We start from the raw sequence: 20,153 nt of genomic DNA on the forward strand, positions 1-20,153 counted from the left end.
AATTCTGGCTGGAGGCTGCTTGAAGGAAGTCAGTCAATCGTTAGATGTCCCTTATCGTAGTACGCTGGATCATGCCAGTGCTTGGTAATATGGGCTTTTCGTTTCTCAAGGCAATGATGCAACTTACTTAGATATTCCTGTTTATGCTGCTCTGAGAGACTTTCATCATCTTTCGCTTCCAGCCAGGCACTTTCTGCCTCCTGAAACTCGATATCCAGCTCTTCCAACTCTCTATACCGGTTCATAACAACCCCGCCCAGTTCATCTAAAGACAGTCTCAATGAAGCTCTGTGAGACGCTCAAGCAGTTCCTCTGAGCTCTCATGGATCAGATCTTTATTGATGTGTTCTCCCTGTGGTACGTGCTTTTCAACAAGAGGTAATATTTCACCCAGTAATTTTGGTGGAGCACAGACACGCAGGGTTTCAAACTGGTGCAGGTCATGAGCATGATTAATAGACTTAGCCAGCATATGGGCAAAGTTAACCGACTCATTTACTTTCGGAGAGTTATCAGTACCCACCATGCGAACATTGCCACCGATAGAAGAAGCAACTGAATGGCCCGGCCCTGCCGTCACAAACTCATGCCGCTTCCATCTGCCCTCTTCATGGTCAATCTGGTCAACCAGATCCAGCACTCTCTTGTGCCGATCCAAACGATAGACCTTGGCTTGGCTGTTATCAGCAACCAGTACCCAGGATGATGCCATTGGCGTGCACCTCTATATACGGCTTGCGAAGTACGATATCTGTCCAAAGATAGTTCAACGACTAAGGAATTGCCTATTTTTAACGATTAATCAGCGCTATCAACCATTCGTTTTATTGATCTGTGCCAATACGCTTTTTCAGAAAAGGTGATTTTATGAATTGCACGCTTTTTGCCTGAAGTTTTTTCCAGAAAAGAATGCGTACTGCCTTGTGCGCTGCCAACAACCATGTGCGAAGTAGTAAAAAGCCGTGGTGGCCAATGTCTTTCCTACCCGGAATATGCTGCCTGATCAGTACCTGTGATCAAGGGCTGTTTTCGCCTGCTTACCTGCAGCCATGAAGACAGAAAATAATAAGTGCTCGCAAAAGAATGCTTTTGCACAATAAATAATCACTGCCAATAAAACGTCTATCGCTCAATATTTATATCAATAGAGCCTGAGACAATATAAACAAGGGGAAGTCATGTCTGTAAAAATGACACCGTTCAAGCACCTGAAAGCAGGTATGCTGGCGATTTCTATTGCTGTATCCGGTGCTTTCTTCACGGCACCAGGGAATGAGGCGCAGGCCGCAGATACGCTGACATTTGGCAATATGGGCGAACCCGCATCGCTTGACCCTCACTTTATCTCCGGTGTCTGGGAAAGCCGTATCGTTGGCAATATGTTCCTTGGCCTGACCACAGAAGCAGCTGATGGCTCAATTATTCCGGGTGCCGCTGAGAGCTGGACCGTTTCCGACGATGGACTGGTATACACATTTACGCTGCGCGACCACACCTGGTCTGATGGCAAGCCTGTTACAGCCAATGACTTCTATTACGCTTTCCAGCGCATCCTGGCACCAGAGACAGCGTCCGGCTACTCATACCTGCTTTACACCATCAAAAATGCCCAGAAGGTTAATACTGGTAAAGCCAGCCCCGAAGCACTCGGCGTAAAAGTTATTGATGACAAAACTCTGGAAGTCTCTCTGGAAGGCCCTGCCCCTTATTTTGTTGCTCAGCTGGTTCACTACACCGCCTACCCGATTCCTTCCCACAAAGTAAAAGAGCTGGGTAAAGAGTGGGCAAAAAACAAAGGTGCCGTGAGCAATGGCGCCTACACTCTTGAAGAGTGGATGCCGAATGCGCAGATCAGACTGATTAAAAACCCGAAATTCTATGACGCTGAAAATGTATCGATCAATGAGCTGATATTTTATCCTCAGGAAGACCGTTCTGCAGTGCTTAAACGTGTTCGTGCCGGTGAAGTGGATATTCAGACTGACTTTGCATCTTCCGACCTGAAGTGGCTCGAAAAGAATATGCCTGAGTATATTCGCATCGCTCCTTATCTCGGTGTTTATTACTACCCTCTCAACACCAGCGACGAAGTTCTCAAGGATCCACGAGTCCGCAAAGCGCTGGCCATGTCCATTGACCGTGAGATCCTGACCGATAAAGTGTTGAGAACCGGTGAAGTACCCGCCTACGGCTTTGTACCTCCAGGTACTGGCACCTATGGCCAGCCCTCAGAAGTAAACTGGAAGACTCTGTCTAAAGACGAGCGTATCGCCCAAGCCCAAAAGCTGATGGAAGAAGCCGGTTACAGCAAATCCAACCCTCCGACGCTGCGACTGAGCTATAACACCTCTGAAAACCATAAGAAAGTGGCGATTGCTATTGCCGCCATGTGGAAGAAGGCCCTGGGTGTTAAAACCGAACTGTACAACTCTGAAGTCAAGGTTCATTACGCCAGTCTGAAAACCCGTGACTTCCAGGTAGCACGTGCTGGCTGGATTGCGGATTACAACGACCCTCAAAACTTCCTGAACCTGATGGAAGCCCGTAACCTCTCCAAAAACTACAGTAGCTTCAACAACGAACAGTACAACACGCTTATGAAAAAGGCGGAAATGGAAGTAGATATGGATAAGCGTGATGAGTATATGCGCGAAGCCGAAGCTATTGCCATGGCTGAGCTACCCAATATCCCGCTCTATTACTACGTTTCCAAGAATCTGGTAAACCCAAGAGTGAAAGGCTGGATTGATAACCCTGCCGATGTACACCACGCTCGCTATCTGACAGTGGACTAAATTGGGATAGCTATAGAACCACATTACCCGAGGACACAGGCTCTTAGTTTTTTGTGACTTCGTGTGACCACCATGGATGGTGGAAGTGCCGATCATGCAGGAGCATTTATCGACTCTTTGTGGTTCTCATCTTGTCTGTCTTTTACGACAACCGTTTCTCAAGCCCGAACCTGCTGAATACATCATGCGCCAGGGTTGGCCATGAACCATAACAGGAAGGGAGTCCTTTAAGGAAAGAATTAAGGAAAGAGCGCCGTTTTCCATGTTCACTTATATAACCAAACGTCTGCTCGCAGCCATTCCAACGCTGTTGATCATTATTACCATCGCATTCTTTATGATGCGCATTGCACCGGGTGGCCCGTTTGATGCTGAACGACAATTGCCTCCTGAAATTGAAGCCAATATTCTAAAAGCCTACGATCTTGATAAACCGCTTTATCAACAATACTTCATATACGTAGGTAACCTCCTTCGTTTTGATTTTGGTCCTTCCTACAAGTTTCGTGATTTCAGTGTCACCGAACTGATTCTTACCGGCTTACCTGCAAGCCTGCAGATTGGGGGGATGGCAATTTTAATTGCTGCGCTCATTGGTGTCAGTCTGGGAACCCTCGCAGCCCTCTATCAGAACCAGAAAACAGACTACGCCATTATGGGCGTTGCCATGACTGGTATCGCAATCCCAAATTTCGTAGTTGCCCCCATACTCTCACTGGTTTTTGGTGTTTATCTTTCCTGGCTACCAGTCGCCGGGTGGGGAGATGGCTCTGCCAGAAACCTGGTACTCCCGGTAATCTCTTTAGCCCTGCCACAAATCGCCTATATTTCTCGTCTGACCCGCGGTTCCATGGTGGAAGTCCTGCACTCCAACTATATCCGTACTGCCCGAGCCAAAGGGCTTCGTGAGCGTCTTGTGGTTGTTCGCCACGCTATTAAAGGTGCACTTCTTCCCGTTGTCTCCTATCTGGGGCCAGCTGCTGCGGCAGTAACCACGGGTTCGGTGGTTATTGAGTCCATTTATGACATTCCGGGTGTTGGCCGTTACTTCGTTAATGCCGCATTGAACCGTGACTATCCACTGGTGATGGGCGTGGTGATCTTTTACGCAACCCTGATCATTATTATGAACCTGATTGTGGATGTTATTTACAGCTTCCTTGATCCAAAACTGAGGGTTAATGGATGAGCCTCTTAGCCAAACCCAATGACAGAATGGCGGCTGTACTGGATCAGCAGGCAGAAGCATGTATTGATGAAATCGCGGGGCGTTCACTATGGCAGGATGCCCGGATTCGACTCATGCGTAACAAGGCAGCTGTCGTTTCTATGATAATTCTTACTATTATCACTCTACTGGCTATTTTTGCCCCCTGGCTCTCCTCTCATCCATTTGACGAGGTGTACTGGGACTTTATTCAGGTCGCACCCAACTTTTCTGAAGGTTTCTGGTTTGGCACTGATGAAAATGGTCGGGATCTTTTTGTCCGTACACTATACGGTGCAAGGGTCTCACTGATGGTTGGTCTGGTCGCCACGACGGTATCTCTGATTATTGGCGTGACCTATGGTGCAGTCGCCGGCTATATGGGTGGTCGGGTCGATAACCTGATGATGCGGTTTGTGGATATTCTCTACTCGCTGCCCTTTATGTTCTTCGTGATCATTTTAATGGTCATTTTCGGTCGACACATTTTTCTGATCTTTGTGGCATTAGGTGCGGTTGAGTGGCTTACGATGGCCCGCATCGTTCGTGGCCAAACCATGGCCATCAAGAAAAAGGAGTTTATTGAGGCAGCTCATGCCAGCGGTGTCTCAACGACCAAGATCATCTTCCGACACATTGTCCCCAATATTCTTGGGCCCGTTATTGTCTATATGACCCTGACCATTCCTCAGGTCATTCTCACTGAAAGCTTTCTTTCCTTCCTTGGACTTGGTGTTCAGGAGCCGCTGACCAGTTGGGGGGTACTGATTTCCGAAGGTGCCAAAGTGATGGAAAGCGCCCCATGGATGCTGGCATTCCCGGCTACCTTCCTGGCTGTCACTCTGTTCTGTTTCAATTTTATTGGCGACGGTCTGCGTGATGCACTGGACCCCAAGGATCGATAACACCATGAGCATCATTCTTGAAGTAAACAACCTGAATACCCGTTTTGATACACCGGAAGGTGAAGTCTCTGCAGCCAATAACATCAACTTCACTCTTCAAAAGGGCCAGAGCCTTGGGGTTGTTGGTGAGTCCGGCTCCGGTAAAACCCAGATCTTCATGGCCATTATGGGACTGCTGGCAAAGAATGGCAGAACCTCGGGTGAAGCCATCTTTAAAGGGCAGAATTTACTGGGTTTGCCGGTTGTGGAGCTGAATAAGGTCCGCGGGGTATCTCTATCCATGATCTTTCAGGACCCCATGACCTCGCTGAACCCTTACCTGAAAGTTTCACGACAAATGACTGAAGTCTTGATTGAGCATCAGGGTCTGGACAAAGAGTCAGCGCTGGAACGATCTATCAGAATGCTGGAGTTGGTCGGTATTCCAGAAGCCAGAAAGCGAGTTCATATGTACCCTCACGAGTTCTCTGGTGGTATGCGACAGCGGGTCATGATTGCCATTGCCCTGTTGTGTGAACCTGACCTGCTGATTGCTGATGAACCAACCACTGCGCTGGACGTAACCATTCAGGCACAGATTCTGGAGCTGTTGCACAGCCTGAAAGAAGAAATGGGTATGTCTATTGTGATGATCACCCACGATCTCGGCGTTATTGCCGGCATGTGTGACCATGTGATGGTGATGTACGGTGGACGAGTTGTCGAAACCGGCACAGTCCATGAAATCTTCAACGATGCCCGACACCCATATACCCAGGGGCTACTCCAGTCCATGCCAAGGATTGATGGCAACCATAACGAAGACCTTTATGCCATACCCGGTCAGCCTCCCAATCTGCAGGCACTGCCCAGTGGCTGTGCTTTCCAGCCACGTTGTCAGTATGCAGATGCCCAATGTCGAAGCACACAACCCGAACCCGCTGCCCTTAGTCAGCACCGGATGATTGCCTGCCATCACATCACAGTGGCTAAAGATCTGATTCCAGCAATGGAGAGCGCATGATGAGTGATCCCATTCTTAAGGTTGAAAACCTGAAGGTGCACTTCCCAGTAGATGTGGGCACTTTTTTCTCAAATAAGGCACAGCTGAAAGCGGTCGATGGTGTCAGCTTCGAACTGAATGAAGGGGAAACACTGGCTATTGTCGGTGAATCCGGCTGCGGAAAATCCACTCTGGGTCGAGCGGTACTGCAACTACTGCACAACACGGAAGGCCAAGTCATCTGGATGGGGGAAAACATCACTGGTTATTCTGTTAAAGCAATGCGACCTCTTCGCAATGAAATGCAGATCATCTTCCAGGACCCACTGGCCAGTCTCAACCCTCGCATGACCATTGGTGAAATTATTGCTGAACCATTGGCAACCCATAACCCGGATATGCCAAAAGAGCAGGTCAAATCGCGGGTTAGGGAGATGATGGATATTGTTGGTTTACTTCCGAGAATGATCAACCGATATCCCCATGAGTTTTCCGGAGGTCAATGCCAGCGAATAGGTATTGCCAGGGCAATGATTCTTCAGCCAAAAGTCATTGTCTGTGATGAGCCTGTATCCGCTCTGGATGTTTCCATTCAGGCCCAGATCATCAATCTGCTGGGCGAACTGCAGAAAAGATTTGGGCTGTCATTGCTGTTTATTAGCCATGACCTTTCCATCATCCGGCACATCAGCCATCGGGTTATGGTTCTGTATCTTGGAAATGTGATGGAGATAGCCGAGAAAGACGAACTTTATAATTCACCCCGTCACCCGTATACCCAGGCGCTTATTTCCGCTGTCCCAGTACCCGACCCCGATAAAGAAGCTCACAAAAAGAGGATCGTACTGAAAGGTGATCTGCCATCACCTATTAATCCACCGTCAGGCTGTGTTTTCAGAACTCGCTGCCTTTATGCAGACCAGCAATGTGAGCGGGAAAAGCCTGACTTGAATACATTAACTGAAGCAAGTGTAAAGAGTACCCATCAGGTGGCCTGCCATAAGCAGGCTGAGATTCATCGGACAAACTGATTATTTTTATCCCCAGAGATTACAAAGGCACTCTTCATCTCGTACCGACTGGTTTCCTGGGGACATAACAAGCTGGAAAGATCCGGCAATATTACATTTACAGGTGTCATTCATGCATATTTCATTTACTGACCCGACCCTGCCAGTCAGTGGTACCGTTGCAGCAGGTGTGTACTCTGGGGGAGAGTTATCATCAGCAGCAATAGAACTGGATAAACTGACCGGCGGAACCCTGAGCCGGGCCATTAAGGCCGATCGCTTTAATGGTGATGCAGAACAATTACTGAATATTGTTGCTCCTGCCAACACTGACCTTGAACGCATTGTCCTGTTTGGTCTGGGTGATAGAAATAACGCATCCACCATTGCCGTTGAAAATGCAGGTGGCCTTTTTGCCGTTAAAGCTGCAAACCTTTCCATAAGTGCAACCACCACGCTACTGGATACCCCTGAACAGGCAGCCCACTTTGCTTATGGAGTAATGCTGGGAGGTTACCGCTTTGATAAGTATCGCACTAAAGAAGCGCTATTACCCGCGACTCTCACCGAACTGAAAGTCGCGGTAGCCAGACCTGAAGTAGCTGAAAAACTGTTTGGCCCTCTGCTGGCCGTTGCAGAAGGGGTTTACATCACCAGAGATCTGATCTGGGAACCAGCCAATGTGATTAACCCGGAATCCTACGCTCATTTCTGCAGATCACTGACCTCTGAGGGGCTTGAGGTAGAGATTCTCGGTGAAGAAGCAATGCATGAACTGGGTATGGGGGCATTGCTGGGAGTTGGTCAGGGTTCAGACAGGGAAAGCCAGCTGGTAATCCTCAAGCACAACGGTGGCGGCCCTGTTAATGGCGCTGAAGGCTCTGAAGTACCGATCGCCTTTATCGGTAAAGGCGTCACCTTTGATACTGGCGGCTTATCCCTGAAACCCTCTGTAACCATGGACACCATGAAACAGGATATGGGAGGTGCGGCAACCGTAACGGGTCTGATGGTTGCCTTGGCTAAGCGTAGAGCAAAAGTGAATGCAGTGGGTGTACTGGGTCTGGTGGAAAATATGCCGGACAGCAAGGCTCAACGTCCAAGTGATGTAGTAAAAACCATGTCAGGCCAGACCGTAGAGGTTATGAATACTGATGCGGAAGGCCGTCTGGTTCTGTGTGATGCTCTTACTTATACACAACGATATCTTAAGCCCAAGGCTATGATCGACCTCGCTACATTAACCAGCGCTATTGCTATTGCCCTGGGTGAAGAAATAGCGGGTGTCTTTTCCAATAATGATGAATTGGTTACCAAGGTAATCGCTGCAGGTGATGCCGTTGCAGAATCGGTTTGGCGCATGCCCATGGGCAGCTACTTCAGTAAACGGCTGACCAGTGATATTGCCGATATGCGCAACAATGGTAATAAGCCACGACTGGGGGGCTCAGGCGTTGCAGCACAGTTTCTCCATAACTTTATTGAAAATGATACGCCATGGGTTCATATGGATATTGCCGGTACCGCATGGACAGATGAAGCATTTCCAACCAAACCAAAAGGCGCCACTGCATTTGGTGTGAGATTGCTGGACCGGATGATTCAGGATTATTTTGAAAAATAGACTGATTTAATCAAAACACAGATACGTACCATTGTTGGATACGTATCTGTAATCATAAATACATAGCTTACTTAAGACTCATTTAACAATAATCTTCCTTCCAGTAGCCTGCTGATAAGCTATGTCTAAGCCTATGGATCCAGTACATATATTAAACTCAGCCCTGGCTCTACTTTTTAGCTTCTGATTCTCTTTTTCTATCTTATGTTTTATAGACTTGAACCGAAATGACTGCCTTGCATTATCAGTACTAGCTTCTCGAGGAAGGTCAGGCTCTATCATATTCCACGCATATTCAAAAGTTGTATCATTTATCAATGCAAGGCCATCAATTGGAATCTTTCCCAGTGCAGGCTCAAGACCACTGAGCGTCATTGCATCGAGGAACACAAGCTGTTCTTCACGAACCTTAGCCAACTCACTATTATTAATACGGCGAGCTATTGCTTGTTTGAGTTCGTTATAAAAAGCTCTAAAGTTATCACGACTACACTTTTCCTTTAGTTTTTCATAGGTCGTTTGCCTTTCTACTCCATCAATACCAACCTCACGCTTTTTATTTTTCACCTCCAGAATAGCGCTTTTTAATAATTTCTTATAATCTCTTAGAGGGTCATTTTGAAGCTGCTCTTTATCAAGCTCCCTCTTTTTTTTCCGTAGCTCTGGCTGTTTCTCAATTACTTCTGAGAATTTTTTCTCAATCTTGTCTACTTGTCGACTTACGAAAGGTAGCTCCTGATCATCTTTTAGATGTTCATCGATAGCTCTCAGAGCTTTAGCAGGTTGAAGATTCCATCGACCGTATAGCCTGCCAGCCAAATCCTGCAGTTTTTTTGCATGATCAAGACATTTTTTAGCATCATCGAACTCCTCAACAGAAATAACTCCTTTAATACCATAGTTAAGCAATTTTCTTTCTAAAGTAGCCAGCTCACCACTAAAACCTGCAAGAGAGACCATGGCCTCTAAGGCAAATACTTTCTCATGCTTTCCAAACTCTGTGAGTAAGTCTGGGGATTTGGCTTTTAACAAAATCCCTCGAGTTAGCTTCCAGAAACCATCAATGATAAAAGGGTAAACAGCATCCCGTCGTGCTTCACCTCTCAGTGAATGAAAATCATCATCACCAAGCATTGCTCTCATGAGATCGCTTTGATCATCCAGTAGTGGAAAAACATCTCGGATCAGCTTCCCCATATTACAGAATCTGCCAAAGCTCTCCTCATCTGTCATTAGCTTTATTACAAATTCGCTTCTGATTTGACCACCTTCCAATTCAAAAGGTCTGACATCGTTAAATCTTTGTACATTTTCCGCTTTAAAACTAAGGCCTGCATAAAAACACATCATTTTTGTAAGTGTTTCCTGCAAGAGACTCTTATCCTGGCTGCTCATTTTCTCAGTAAGCCTCTGAGATTGATTCAAATGAGCCATTATTTCAACCCCTGCACTTTGTTGATGACTGGTACCTTCCAGATCATCAAAACCTTCATCCAATTTTGCAATAGGTGCACGGGGTAGTGGTTCGTCAATATCTACATCAATATCTACATCAATATCTACATCAATATCTACATCTACATCTACATCTATAAAATCAAAATCCATTTCAACTTGTGAATGACTCTCAGCAGGAGCATCAGATAAATCGAATTCAAGACTCTCATCAAAACTGGAAATACCAGACTCATCTGAATTTAATCGTAATAACCCAAAGGAGGGGGGGTCCTGTTCCTGGTAATTTTTGCTGGTAACAGATCTCTGGGGACTATTCGCACCTATAAATCCATCATGAGTAGCACTTACATTTTCATGAGATTCAAGGTATTTATCTGTTTCACTAACCTTGGTACATTTCCTGAAAGAAAATACTCTTTCCAAACATTCTTTTTTTAATCCCCTTGCTCTTTCCCCAAACTCCTTAAAATGAGTTATTAAACTTCTTCCTTGCATTTTCATAACAGCCTCCAAACTGTTATTAATTACAAATCCATTATCTTATTTCATTAAATAAGTTACTATTAGACTTTCAGCATAAAATAACAAACCGGTAATCAAAACTAACAAAATAACCCCTTAGAAAACCGAAAACACTAAATTAACAATTTATTCACACGAGAGGAAAAACAAGAGAGCATGACCAAAAACCCAGTAAGATAGTGAAACAAACCCTCCAACATAATCATGAAAAATTTTCATCAAATTGTAAATCGTCGATCAAAACCGGGTTTTTCACTACATATCGCTTCCAACCCATTAATCAAATCAACGCCGTTAAAACCAAGAAATACATCAAAAGCCTGATCTTCGGTAAAACGAATACTCTTGTGACTCAGCATCATCCATAAAGCATCAAAAACAGTTGCAGTCAGATTAACTTTCCTTCCAAATTGAATTTGGTTATCAGGGTCATACCTGAGCCTTTCTTCTAAGGCTTGCTCAAAGCATTTATATACTTTCCTTAAATCTTCCTCTGAACCATTCTTTTTTAACCTTTCATATTCCTTGCCAATAGTAACATCAAGAGCAGAAGTAATAACCAGCTTACTAACAGCACCAGTAACTATGATTTCAAAAGGATCCAACGCTGACGTTTCCTCATCAACTTCAGGAGAGCTATCAACATCTTCAAACTTATCAATCAAACCTGATACCGAAACTGCGAACTTCTTTACGGATTGAGTGCATTTATTGCGAGCTGAATTATTTTCATTTTTAGACCAATTCTCGAATAGCTTAATTCGATCTTTGACAGAAATACCTGTTTTAATCATTTTTTGGCTTATTTTGACACTTCCGTGATCACTTAAATCATCTTTTTTTATATTATTTCCAGATTCTACAGATTCTGATTGATAACCAGAGTCATTTGACTCAGTAGAAACCCTGCGATCATGACGATCCTTGAAAAACAGCCTTTTCTGATCTTTGTCTGACTCTAATGAAACCTGTTTATCTACCTGATCATTCTCAGAAACAGACATTCCAGAAAAAGTCTTCTCCTTTAATTTACTTCCATCACTAAATTCTTGCACACTTTCATTCAATGATGAAATATTATGATCGTTTCCTTGTATTTTCATAGCAGCCTCCAAGCCACTATCCAAAGACACCCTGATTATTGATTTTTTTCTGTATTTCTCAATTAGACTTAATGCTTAATCAAGCAACTTCATGGCCATTCATGCCTGACAAAGATAGTAATAGACTCACGCCATAAACCAATAAAGCCAAAAAAAACAATAAGTTACTACATGCTATTTAAATCTACCCACATCAGAAAACAGTAAATTAATGACCAAAACTCAATCAAAAGAAACTTTACAGGCAATAACCAAACCGACCAAAAAACAAACAGCTATCTAATTAAGAATAGCTGATAAATTAATTAACAATATGAAATAGATAGTAAAAAAGATAAAATATCCAAAAATTCAATATCCCAGGGTAAAACAATAAAAAGAGTTTGGAGTCTCCCCAATGAGTACCAGAAATGAAAATCTTGACAGCGTTCCTACCCCACAGGGAGATATGACACTAAAGGTCTTGGCAGATCATCGCTCCGTCAATAGCAGCGGTGATGTCTTCGCAGGCTGGGTAGCCATGCATCTGGATCAGGCTGGAGAGGTATGTGCTCGAAAAGCCTCCAATGGAGCCAGAGTCGTAACGGTCAGTATTGGCAGCATGAGTTTCCTGAGACCCGTTCAGACCGCTGACCTGATCGGTTTTTTTACCCGTGTTACTGAAATCGGAAAAACATCTATTAAGGTTGTGGTTGAAGCATGGATAGAAAACCACTATGGCTGGGAAAAGCTAACCGAAACCACCATGGTGTTTGTTGCCATTGATCGAGGAGGACGAACCCAGCGGGTAAGAAGCCTTTAGTGGGAAAGAGGTTTTTAAATGAAATGTTTCCCCAAAAGAAGATCAGGAGCCTCTGATCTTCTCTGCCCATTCAGAGAGTAAATTCTTCATTCGTTCAAGGTTTACCGGCTTATCAATATAGTCATTCATTCCCGCATCCAGGCACGCCTGTTCATCGGCAGCCATAGCCTTGGCGGTCAATGCAATGATGGGAATATCTGCACAATGCCCACCAGAAGCCCTGATTTTCCGGGTTGTCTCAAACCCGTCCATTTCTGGCATCAGACAATCCATAAGAATCAGGTCGTATTGGTCATTTTTCAGGCTATCAAGGCACTCAAGACCATTGCTAACCACAACATAATGGCAACCCAGCTTCTCCAGAAGCTTGCCTGTCACCATCTGATTAACCGGATTATCCTCTGCTAACAATATATAAAGATTGAGTTCAGTACCGGACATAGTCACCAGGAATCAGTTCCAGAGTTATCTGTATCTTTATTCATATCTGGAATAATCTTCAGGACTTTAACAAAACCTGCAAGCTAACTTGCGTAAGCCATGGCAAGCTTGCCCTTAGATACACCGTGTCCTTGTAGAAAATGTCCCATTCATAGAAAGCTCTAACTCATCACCAGATTGAAGAGGCCCAACACCCGCGGGAGTGCCCGTTAGCACGATATCCCCTGGGAGTAATGTAAAATGTCTGCTGATATAGCTTAAAAGCCCGGGAATGGAGGTCAACATATGGTCTGTTGTCCCCTTCTGTCTTAACTCCCCATTAACCGACAGGGAAAACTCAAGCTTTTCGGAATTTTTAATATGTTCAACTGCAACAAAACCTGATAATGGACAACTATTATCAAAGGCTTTAGCTACCTCCCAGGGCAGGCCTTTAGTCTTTTGCTGACTCTGAAGCTCCCGAAGCGTCAAATCCAGCCCAAGGCCAATAGCCATAATAGCCTGAGTCGCTTCGTGTTCACTGGCGTTAGTCAGCGGTTCCTTGATTAAAAGACTGACTTCGGTCTCATGATGAACCTCTCCTCGGTTGCGCGGTAATTGTACAGGCTGATCAAGGTTTACCATTGCTGTGCTTGGTTTAATGAATAGAACCGGATCATCAGGGAGGGGGTTATTTAACTCCTGAATATGCGCAGCATAGTTTCGCCCTACACAAACCACCTTGCCCACAGGAAGGTCAATACGGTCGCCACTGATCCAGCGGTGCCTGTACTTCATAGTGCATCCTTTGTTAAGTCCTGAGATGAGAAATGGGGCGCGTGCACTAAAGCTGTCTGAGCGCCAACATCATCTGGACATTTATTATTTATTTTACTGGGCCTTAGGCGACGTTGACAATTAGCCATGAGCCTGAGCTTTGCCGGGATAGCAGAAAGTGTTTACAGTTAAACATATTGTCCCCGAGACGGCGCCTATTGTCCCATGGCTCAAGCTACAGTTAAAGCATCTCACTTTTAATACACTGTAGTACTATCATAAAGACTGGCTGCACAGTGGAAGGAGCATAGTATGTCAGAAGAGCTGCATCTCAATATTCAGAGCCTTCACGATATTCTTGAAGACTCACCCGTGGATGAGTGTACAGCGGGTTCTTTAAAGCAGATAACGGATGAAATTAAAATCGCAGTAGCCCAGGCTGAAGGGGATATCCCCATTCAGGGATACAATGAGCAGCTGGAACAGGAGGCCATCCGCTTCAGTGAAGATCACCCTGCCTTAACTGAGGCGATTAGACAACTGATGATAACGCTCTCCAGCATGGGTATTTAACAAGAGTTAATAGTATGCTGAATGGTCATACTGGTGAGCCCCCCTCCCCAAGACATAACCGGTTGCTTTGCTGAAGAAACCGGTTCCTCTCCTTACACAGCTCAAAAAACAATTCATAGTCTATACAGGAAGTAGCATCACACACAGCCTATGCTATGATGTCCCGCCTGACGCAGCCGAGATCAACCGGTGATGCGGCATGAAAACTATTGGCGGAAGTCAACAGCCCCGAATGGGGAGCACTACTTGTCCGTACCCGCCTAATATAAAAAACGAAAATAGCAGTGTTCCCACAGTAAAGCAGCCTTGAGCGAAGAAAAAGAGATTGATATGCCCGAAATATCGCTGGATAAGAGCAAGATCCGTTTTCTCCTGTTAGAAGGTGTCCACCCGTCTGCTGTCGATATTCTGAAAGCTTCGGGTTATACCAATATCGACTATGTCACCACCTCTTTGCCTCCAGAAGAACTTAAAGAGCGAATTGCTGATGCGCGCTTTGTTGGCATCCGATCCCGGACACAGTTAACCGAAGAAATCTTTGACGCTGCAAAAAAACTCTGTGCCGTTGGCTGCTTCTGCATCGGAACCAACCAGGTCGAACTCCCTGCAGCAACACGACGTGGTATCCCTGTTTTCAATGCCCCATACTCCAATACCCGCTCTGTGGCTGAGCTGGTTCTGGCTGAAGCTATACTGTTACTGCGCGGAATTCCTGAAAAGAATGCAGTCGCACACGAAGGTGGCTGGCAGAAAACAGCAGCGCACTCCCACGAAATCAGAGGAAAGAAACTGGGTATCATTGGCTACGGAAATATCGGCAGTCAACTGAGCATTATGGCTGAAGCCTTGGGTATGGAAGTGCACTTCTACGATGTAGTCACCAAGCTATCCATGGGTAATGCAACTCAGGTCAATGATCTTAATACACTGCTGGGCATGTGCGATATCGTCAGCCTGCACGTTCCGGAAACCCGCGATACTCAATGGATGTTTGATGAAGCACAGTTTGCTGCGATGAAAGACAACAGCATCTTGATCAACGCTTCTCGTGGCTCAGTTGTTGTTATTGAAGCACTGGCCGAGTATCTGAAGAATGGAAAACTACTGGGTGCAGCAATTGACGTATTCCCGGAAGAGCCAAGAGGCAATGATGATGAGTTCATTAGCCCATTACGCGGCATGAAGAATGTTATTCTGACGCCCCACATTGGTGGCAGCACCCAGGAAGCTCAGGAAAATATCGGCCGGGAGGTTGCTGAGAAGTTCATTATGTACAGCGATATTGGTACTACATTATCGTCTGTAAACTTTCCGGAAGTCGCCCTGCCTGCTCATCCAGGCAAACATCGCCTTCTTCATATCCACCAGAATATTCCAGGTATTCTTGGCCAGATTAACCAGATTCTTTCCGACAACAGTATAAATATCAGTGGCCAGTACCTTCAGACCAATGAGTCTGTCGGTTACGTAGTCATTGACGTTGATGCTGAACACAGTGAAATGGCCATGCAGAAAATCAGGCAGATCGAGGGTACTATTCGCTGCCGCGTTCTTTACTAGTCAGCCCTGTTCAGCCTGCCCTGCAGGCTGAACAATTAATCAATGGTTAAAACACATGCGTACTTTAGCCACTCCCCTTCTAATCACATCTATCCTTTTAACTGGCTGCTCAGACAATGAGGTCGGTGATGTCAGCCTCGGTCTGTTCACTACTAAAGACATCAAGATAGAAACGTTTACTGACCCTGTTGTCTCTGGAGTGACGTGCCATATCTCCCACGTAAAAGGTAATCTTGATTTATCCGACCCATCAGATATGGGTATTTCCTGTCGACAGACGGGTCCCATCACACTGGAAATGATTGATAACATCAATATGTCCAAGAGCGGTGAGGTGGTCTTTAAGACATCAAAAAGTATCCTGTGGAAGCACCTGAAAATACGACGCATCTGGGATGAGAAAAATAAAACCCTGATTTATCTCAGCTACTCAACCAAGGAAACCGCCGGCAGTGCAAAACATTCCATGACCACTGTGCCACTTTGGGGTAACCCTGTCTGGAAACAGCTGGAAAAACCTCAGTCACCGCAATAAGCCAGATCAACTCATTTTCAGCCTGAACTGGCAATATCTGTGTTTAGCCATGGCCTACCATATGCTTTAGTTGTAACCCATCAATGAAAATATTCAGCCTTACATTTTTACTGCTTATCAATATTTCAGTACTGAATAATGCTTATGCAGAAACACCATCCAGTGAAATAGATCACCTTATCGCTTATGTTGCCCGCTCAAACTGTGACTTTATCCGGAATGGCAGTTCCCACCCCTCTTCTGAAGCTGTGGAACATATGCAAAATAAATATAAATACTTCAGGAAGAAGATTAAAACTGCAGAGCAGTTTATCGAAATGAGCGCTAGCAAAAGCACACTGTCAGGTAAGCCCTATTGGATTAAATGCCCGGACCGTAAAGAGGTACCATCTCAAGCATGGCTGCTTGAAGAGCTAAGCCGCTATCGACAGAACAAATGATAGCTGTTGACGACGTTGATAAAATCAAACGTGCTCACCACCATTGATATGGATCTCTGCGCCTGTCAGATAAGCAGCCTTTTCAGAGCAGAGAAAATAGATCAAAGCAGCCACCTCTTCCGGCGTGCCCAGCCTTTGAAGTGGGATCTTTTCCACCAGCTTTTCTGTTCCTGGTGAAAGAATCGCAGTATCGATTTCACCAGGAGCAATAGCATTTACCCGAATCCCAATTGGTCCAAGGTCTGCGGCCATTTCCCGTGTCAGTGCAGCCAGTGCTGCTTTTGACGTCGCATAAGCAGGCCCTGCAAACTCATGAACTCTGGTTCCAGCAATGGATGTCACATTGATAACAGCGCCCTGGGCATTAGCCAGATTATCAAGCAATCCTTTTGCAAGAAGCAGGGGGGCAAAGAAATTAACCTGAAAGACCTGATGCCAGAGAGAAATACCCGTTTCCACAAACCCCAGCCGTTTGCCTTTTGCACTTTTGGGTGAAAGTGCTGCATTATTAACCAGAGCATTGAGAGGACCATTACCAAGTCGTTGCTTCATCTTTGCTACCCCCTCTTCAACACCTTGTTCTGAGGCAAGATCTAACTTGATATGATTTTCAGGTCCCGATGCCCAGGGACACTCTTCAGGAAAATCATGCCGTGAACAGGTGATTACACGCCAGCCTGCTGCTGAAAAGGTTTTAACTGTCGCATGACCAATACCTCTACTGGCTCCGGTAAGAACCAATGTTTTTTGTACTTTATCCAGTAAGGCTGACATCTAAACTACATCCTCCACAAACAGGCAATATTAGTTTAGACAGAATGAACTGAACGAGGTGACAGCAAATACTTCCCAGACTTTGAAAAACAGTTTGATAAAACTGTCTTCAACCCTCCTGAAGAGTCGCTATATTTATTTGGTGCGAGCCAGATTAAAGGTACCTTCAGGCTATGATCAGACATCAGCTTAGAAAAGTATTCGTTCAAACATATTTATTACTTTTACTCTCACCCGCTGTTTTTGCAGATGATCCAGCCGGTGGTTACTTTGAAGGCTATCAGGCTGACTGTGCAGAGATACAGGCACACGCAGAATCCAATATCGTTAACTGCAATATGATTACCTTAAAAAAAGCCACCAATGCACTGGATAATGTCTATAACGACCTGATTAAACATGCAGATAAAGAACAGAAGAAGTATCTGCAGGATATGCAGCTTGCCTGGGAAAGGATGAAAGAGGCTCAGTGTAACCTGGTAAAAACCTACTATGTCGGGGTTTCTTATGAAAAGTGGACATCCCATTGCCAGGCTGTCATGACCATCAGGCGAGTTAAAGAGCTTGAACAACTGGGTACAGGTATTATGTGGGGTGTATATGACTAATACTGTGTACTCATTCTGCTTGCGGAAACAGCCAGCCAAAGCAGAATCTTAAACCAGCTCGGTCCCCCATTCTTAAAAAAAACTGGCATCCACTCTATAATCCTTTAGTCAATGCAAACCCGGACGACTTTACACGCATATTTTCAAATCAGTACGAAACCGAGTTCATTTTCTGAAAAAGGATAAGTAGTGCAAATTCATCGTATTAACCCTTGCAAGCGCTGGTCAGATATTACCGTATTCAATGGCATCGCTCACTTTGTTGAAGTTGCCGATTCAGATACTACCGAGGATATTAAAGGACAGGTAAATCAGATCTTTAGTCAAGCAGATCAGGCTCTTGAGAAGATCAACAGTGACCGGTCACGTATATTGTCCGTAACAATCTATATCACTGACTTTGCTAATTTACCTGTATTGAATGAGGTCTGGGATGCATGGTTCCCTGAAGGCTGTGCCCCCAGCAGAGCCTGCGTTAAAGCAGAGCTGACAGACCCAGAATACCTTGTAGAAATGGCTTTTGTTGCAGCCGCAGGCCTTGCTAATTAAAGGTCGCAGGACTGAATGCCAAACTTGTCCAGAGCCCTGTCATTTTGATTTGTCGGGCCTCACCATTCCCAGTCAGGCTATTGCCACTATTACTGGATGCTTCATCCACTCTCAATAGCGTGACTGGCTTCATAACAGAAACCCAATCTCACCTTATTCAGATTCACTGGTACCGGTAGGTACAACAAGATCAATATTACGGCCATTATCATAAATGGCTTTTAACTTAATATCTTCTTGTACACTGTTTGCATCGTATTTGATGACAAAAGAGCAGGATGAATTGCCATTAAGGGCTGTTGAACAATTACTGGACATAATATCAACACCTTCTGGTAACTCGTAATCATACTGAACATCATTTGCAGATTGACTACCCTGGTTTGTAAATGAAACAACCACCACCTTGTCTCTCTCTACAGCATCATTGCCTGCACTCGCCGCAATAGCGCCTAAACCGCTACTGGAGAATCGTGCATTCTGCTCCTGTTGCCTCAAATAACGGTAATTGCCGTTCAGCATAGTACCGGAAGCACCCGCTCCATTGGCAGCAACCGCACCAGTCCCATCCGTAGAACCATCTTCGGCATCTGCACCGCCTGTACCACCTGAGCCGCCAGTTCCACCTGAACCACCAGACCCGCCTGGACCTCCTGAGCCCCATGCTCCACCTGAACCACCAGATCCGCCTGGACTTCCTGAGCCCCATGCTCCACCTGAACCACCAGATCCGCCTGGACTTCCTGAGCCCCATGCTCCACCTGAACCACCAGATCCGCCTGGACCGCCTGAACCTCCTGTACCACCTGGAATCCATGTACCCCCAGGCCCCCAGGTTCCACCTGTTCCACCTGTTCCACCCGTACTACCTGGCCACCAATTACCATCCTTGTCTGGCCACCATGAATCACCTGGCCACCAGGTACCGTCTGGCCCCCATGAACCACCAGATCCTTCAGGACCACCAGTTCCGCCTGAACCACCAGACCCTCCTGGACCACCAGCTCCACCTGAACCATCAGACCCCCCTGGACCACCAGTTCCGCCTGGACCGTTTGGCGCGTCTCCATCCATCACTAAGAACGATGTATCGACGTGTTCAACATCACTATCTTGAAGGTCAACAAACTCTCTAAATAAGAAGGGATATTTTTTCTTCTTTCTTTCTTGTGTAGTTGTTTTTCCAACGCCATCATCGTTAGTACGCTTCTTTTTACCTTTGTCTGCTACATACTTACCCGGTGTTCCAGGGGTAATTTCCAGAGTTCTCTTTGTCTTCTCAGGAACGGCATCTGCAACCTTCACTCTTTCTTCAGGTTTATAGTCAGGGTTTTTCTCCTTAACCGTCACTGTTTTCTCCGGTTCATAGTCAGGATTTTTCTCCTTAACTTTTTTGGTGTATGCAGGTTCATAGTCAGGATTTTTCTCCTTAACCGTTACTGTTTTCTCCGGTTCATAGTCAGGATTTTTCTCTTTAACTTTTTTGGTATAAGCAGGCTCATAGTCAGG

The 20,153-nt window shown here is 45.5% G+C and carries 22 protein-coding genes; 13 read left to right on the forward strand and 9 right to left on the reverse strand.

The annotated features are described in order from the left end of the window. Positions 1-29 precede the first annotated feature (29 nt). Positions 30-245, reverse strand: coding sequence for a hypothetical protein (locus tag GV64_RS00685; protein ID WP_152553883.1), 216 nt, complete (start codon positions 243-245; stop codon positions 30-32). A gap of 32 nt (positions 246-277) precedes the next feature. Then, the gene (locus tag GV64_RS00690) at positions 278-712 is read right to left on the reverse strand and encodes a host attachment protein (RefSeq protein WP_020582530.1); all 435 of its coding nucleotides are present in this window, start codon (positions 710-712) and stop codon (positions 278-280) included. Positions 713-1,178: 466 nt separating this feature from the next. On the opposite strand from GV64_RS00690, the gene GV64_RS00695 reads away from it, so the two are divergent. The 6 genes from GV64_RS00695 (at position 1,179) to GV64_RS00720 (ending at position 8,523) form a co-directional block, all read left to right on the forward strand. Beyond that, a complete protein-coding gene (locus GV64_RS00695; RefSeq protein WP_020582532.1) occupies positions 1,179-2,795 on the forward strand; it encodes a peptide ABC transporter substrate-binding protein in 1,617 nt (538 codons plus the stop codon). A 262-nt stretch (positions 2,796-3,057) separates the two neighbouring features. Further along, the gene (oppB, locus tag GV64_RS00700; RefSeq protein WP_020582533.1) at positions 3,058-3,984 is read left to right on the forward strand and encodes an oligopeptide ABC transporter permease OppB; all 927 of its coding nucleotides are present in this window, start codon (positions 3,058-3,060) and stop codon (positions 3,982-3,984) included. Next, a complete protein-coding gene (locus GV64_RS00705; RefSeq protein WP_020582534.1) occupies positions 3,981-4,907 on the forward strand; it encodes an ABC transporter permease subunit in 927 nt (308 codons plus the stop codon). Before oppB ends, GV64_RS00705 begins: the two co-directional genes overlap by 4 nt. A 4-nt stretch (positions 4,908-4,911) precedes the next feature. Continuing rightward, entirely contained in the window at positions 4,912-5,910 is a 999-nt protein-coding gene (locus tag GV64_RS00710; RefSeq protein ID WP_020582535.1) for an ABC transporter ATP-binding protein, read from the forward strand. Next, positions 5,907-6,920 (forward strand): ABC transporter ATP-binding protein, encoded by a 1,014-nt coding sequence (locus GV64_RS00715; protein WP_020582536.1) that lies wholly within the window; start codon positions 5,907-5,909, stop codon positions 6,918-6,920. The genes GV64_RS00710 and GV64_RS00715 overlap by 4 nt, the downstream gene beginning before the upstream one ends. A gap of 103 nt (positions 6,921-7,023) precedes the next feature. Further along, positions 7,024-8,523 carry a leucyl aminopeptidase gene (locus tag GV64_RS00720; RefSeq protein WP_269078652.1) on the forward strand — a complete coding sequence of 500 codons (1,500 nt, stop codon included), beginning with the start codon at positions 7,024-7,026 and terminating at the stop codon, positions 8,521-8,523. A gap of 78 nt (positions 8,524-8,601) precedes the next feature. Here the strand turns inward: GV64_RS00720 and GV64_RS00725 are convergent, their stop codons facing one another. Both GV64_RS00725 and GV64_RS00730 read right to left on the reverse strand, forming a co-directional pair. Next, positions 8,602-10,482, reverse strand: coding sequence for a hypothetical protein (locus tag GV64_RS00725; protein ID WP_020582538.1), 1,881 nt, complete (start codon positions 10,480-10,482; stop codon positions 8,602-8,604). A gap of 239 nt (positions 10,483-10,721) precedes the next feature. After that, the gene (locus GV64_RS00730) at positions 10,722-11,606 is read right to left on the reverse strand and encodes a hypothetical protein (protein WP_152553884.1); all 885 of its coding nucleotides are present in this window, start codon (positions 11,604-11,606) and stop codon (positions 10,722-10,724) included. Positions 11,607-12,003: 397 nt separating this feature from the next. On the opposite strand from GV64_RS00730, the gene GV64_RS00735 reads away from it, so the two are divergent. After that, entirely contained in the window at positions 12,004-12,408 is a 405-nt protein-coding gene (locus GV64_RS00735) for an acyl-CoA thioesterase (protein WP_020582540.1), read from the forward strand. A gap of 42 nt (positions 12,409-12,450) precedes the next feature. On the opposite strand, the gene GV64_RS00740 is transcribed toward GV64_RS00735, so the two are convergent. Then, positions 12,451-12,849 (reverse strand): response regulator, encoded by a 399-nt coding sequence (locus GV64_RS00740; protein ID WP_020582541.1) that lies wholly within the window; start codon positions 12,847-12,849, stop codon positions 12,451-12,453. 114 nt (positions 12,850-12,963) lie between these two features. Next, positions 12,964-13,626: a fumarylacetoacetate hydrolase family protein gene (locus tag GV64_RS00745; protein ID WP_020582542.1), complete on the reverse strand. Its 663-nt coding sequence runs from the start codon at positions 13,624-13,626 to the stop codon at positions 12,964-12,966. A gap of 291 nt (positions 13,627-13,917) precedes the next feature. On the opposite strand from GV64_RS00745, the gene GV64_RS00750 reads away from it, so the two are divergent. The 4 genes from GV64_RS00750 (at position 13,918) to GV64_RS00765 (ending at position 16,713) form a co-directional block, all read left to right on the forward strand. After that, a complete protein-coding gene (locus tag GV64_RS00750; RefSeq protein WP_020582543.1) occupies positions 13,918-14,178 on the forward strand; it encodes a DUF4404 family protein in 261 nt (86 codons plus the stop codon). Between the two features lie 330 nt (positions 14,179-14,508). Next, complete coding sequence (serA, locus tag GV64_RS00755; RefSeq protein ID WP_020582544.1) at positions 14,509-15,738, forward strand: phosphoglycerate dehydrogenase; 1,230 nt, start codon at positions 14,509-14,511, stop codon at positions 15,736-15,738. A gap of 55 nt (positions 15,739-15,793) precedes the next feature. Next, on the forward strand, positions 15,794-16,273 hold the full coding sequence (locus GV64_RS00760) for a CreA family protein (protein ID WP_020582545.1): 480 nt from the start codon (positions 15,794-15,796) through the stop codon (positions 16,271-16,273). A gap of 83 nt (positions 16,274-16,356) precedes the next feature. Then, positions 16,357-16,713: a YfeK family protein gene (locus GV64_RS00765; RefSeq protein ID WP_020582546.1), complete on the forward strand. Its 357-nt coding sequence runs from the start codon at positions 16,357-16,359 to the stop codon at positions 16,711-16,713. Positions 16,714-16,737: 24 nt separating this feature from the next. Here GV64_RS00765 and GV64_RS00770 read toward each other — a convergent pair whose 3' ends face one another. Continuing rightward, positions 16,738-17,487 carry an SDR family NAD(P)-dependent oxidoreductase gene (locus GV64_RS00770; RefSeq protein WP_020582547.1) on the reverse strand — a complete coding sequence of 250 codons (750 nt, stop codon included), beginning with the start codon at positions 17,485-17,487 and terminating at the stop codon, positions 16,738-16,740. A 173-nt stretch (positions 17,488-17,660) separates the two neighbouring features. On the opposite strand from GV64_RS00770, the gene GV64_RS00775 reads away from it, so the two are divergent. Next, a complete protein-coding gene (locus GV64_RS00775; protein WP_020582548.1) occupies positions 17,661-18,095 on the forward strand; it encodes a lysozyme inhibitor LprI family protein in 435 nt (144 codons plus the stop codon). A gap of 189 nt (positions 18,096-18,284) precedes the next feature. Next, positions 18,285-18,644 (forward strand): RidA family protein, encoded by a 360-nt coding sequence (locus GV64_RS00780; protein ID WP_020582550.1) that lies wholly within the window; start codon positions 18,285-18,287, stop codon positions 18,642-18,644. On the opposite strand, the gene GV64_RS25145 is transcribed toward GV64_RS00780, so the two are convergent. Beyond that, a complete protein-coding gene (locus tag GV64_RS25145) occupies positions 18,637-18,777 on the reverse strand; it encodes a hypothetical protein (RefSeq protein ID WP_157236998.1) in 141 nt (46 codons plus the stop codon). The genes GV64_RS00780 and GV64_RS25145 overlap by 8 nt on opposite strands. Before the next feature lie 20 nt (positions 18,778-18,797). Continuing rightward, the coding region (locus GV64_RS25150; RefSeq protein WP_201772451.1) for a PIN domain-containing protein at positions 18,798-20,153 on the reverse strand (1,356 nt) is incomplete at its 5' end.

Source organism: Endozoicomonas elysicola (genome assembly GCF_000710775.1).
GTDB lineage: Bacteria > Pseudomonadota > Gammaproteobacteria > Pseudomonadales > Endozoicomonadaceae > Endozoicomonas > Endozoicomonas elysicola.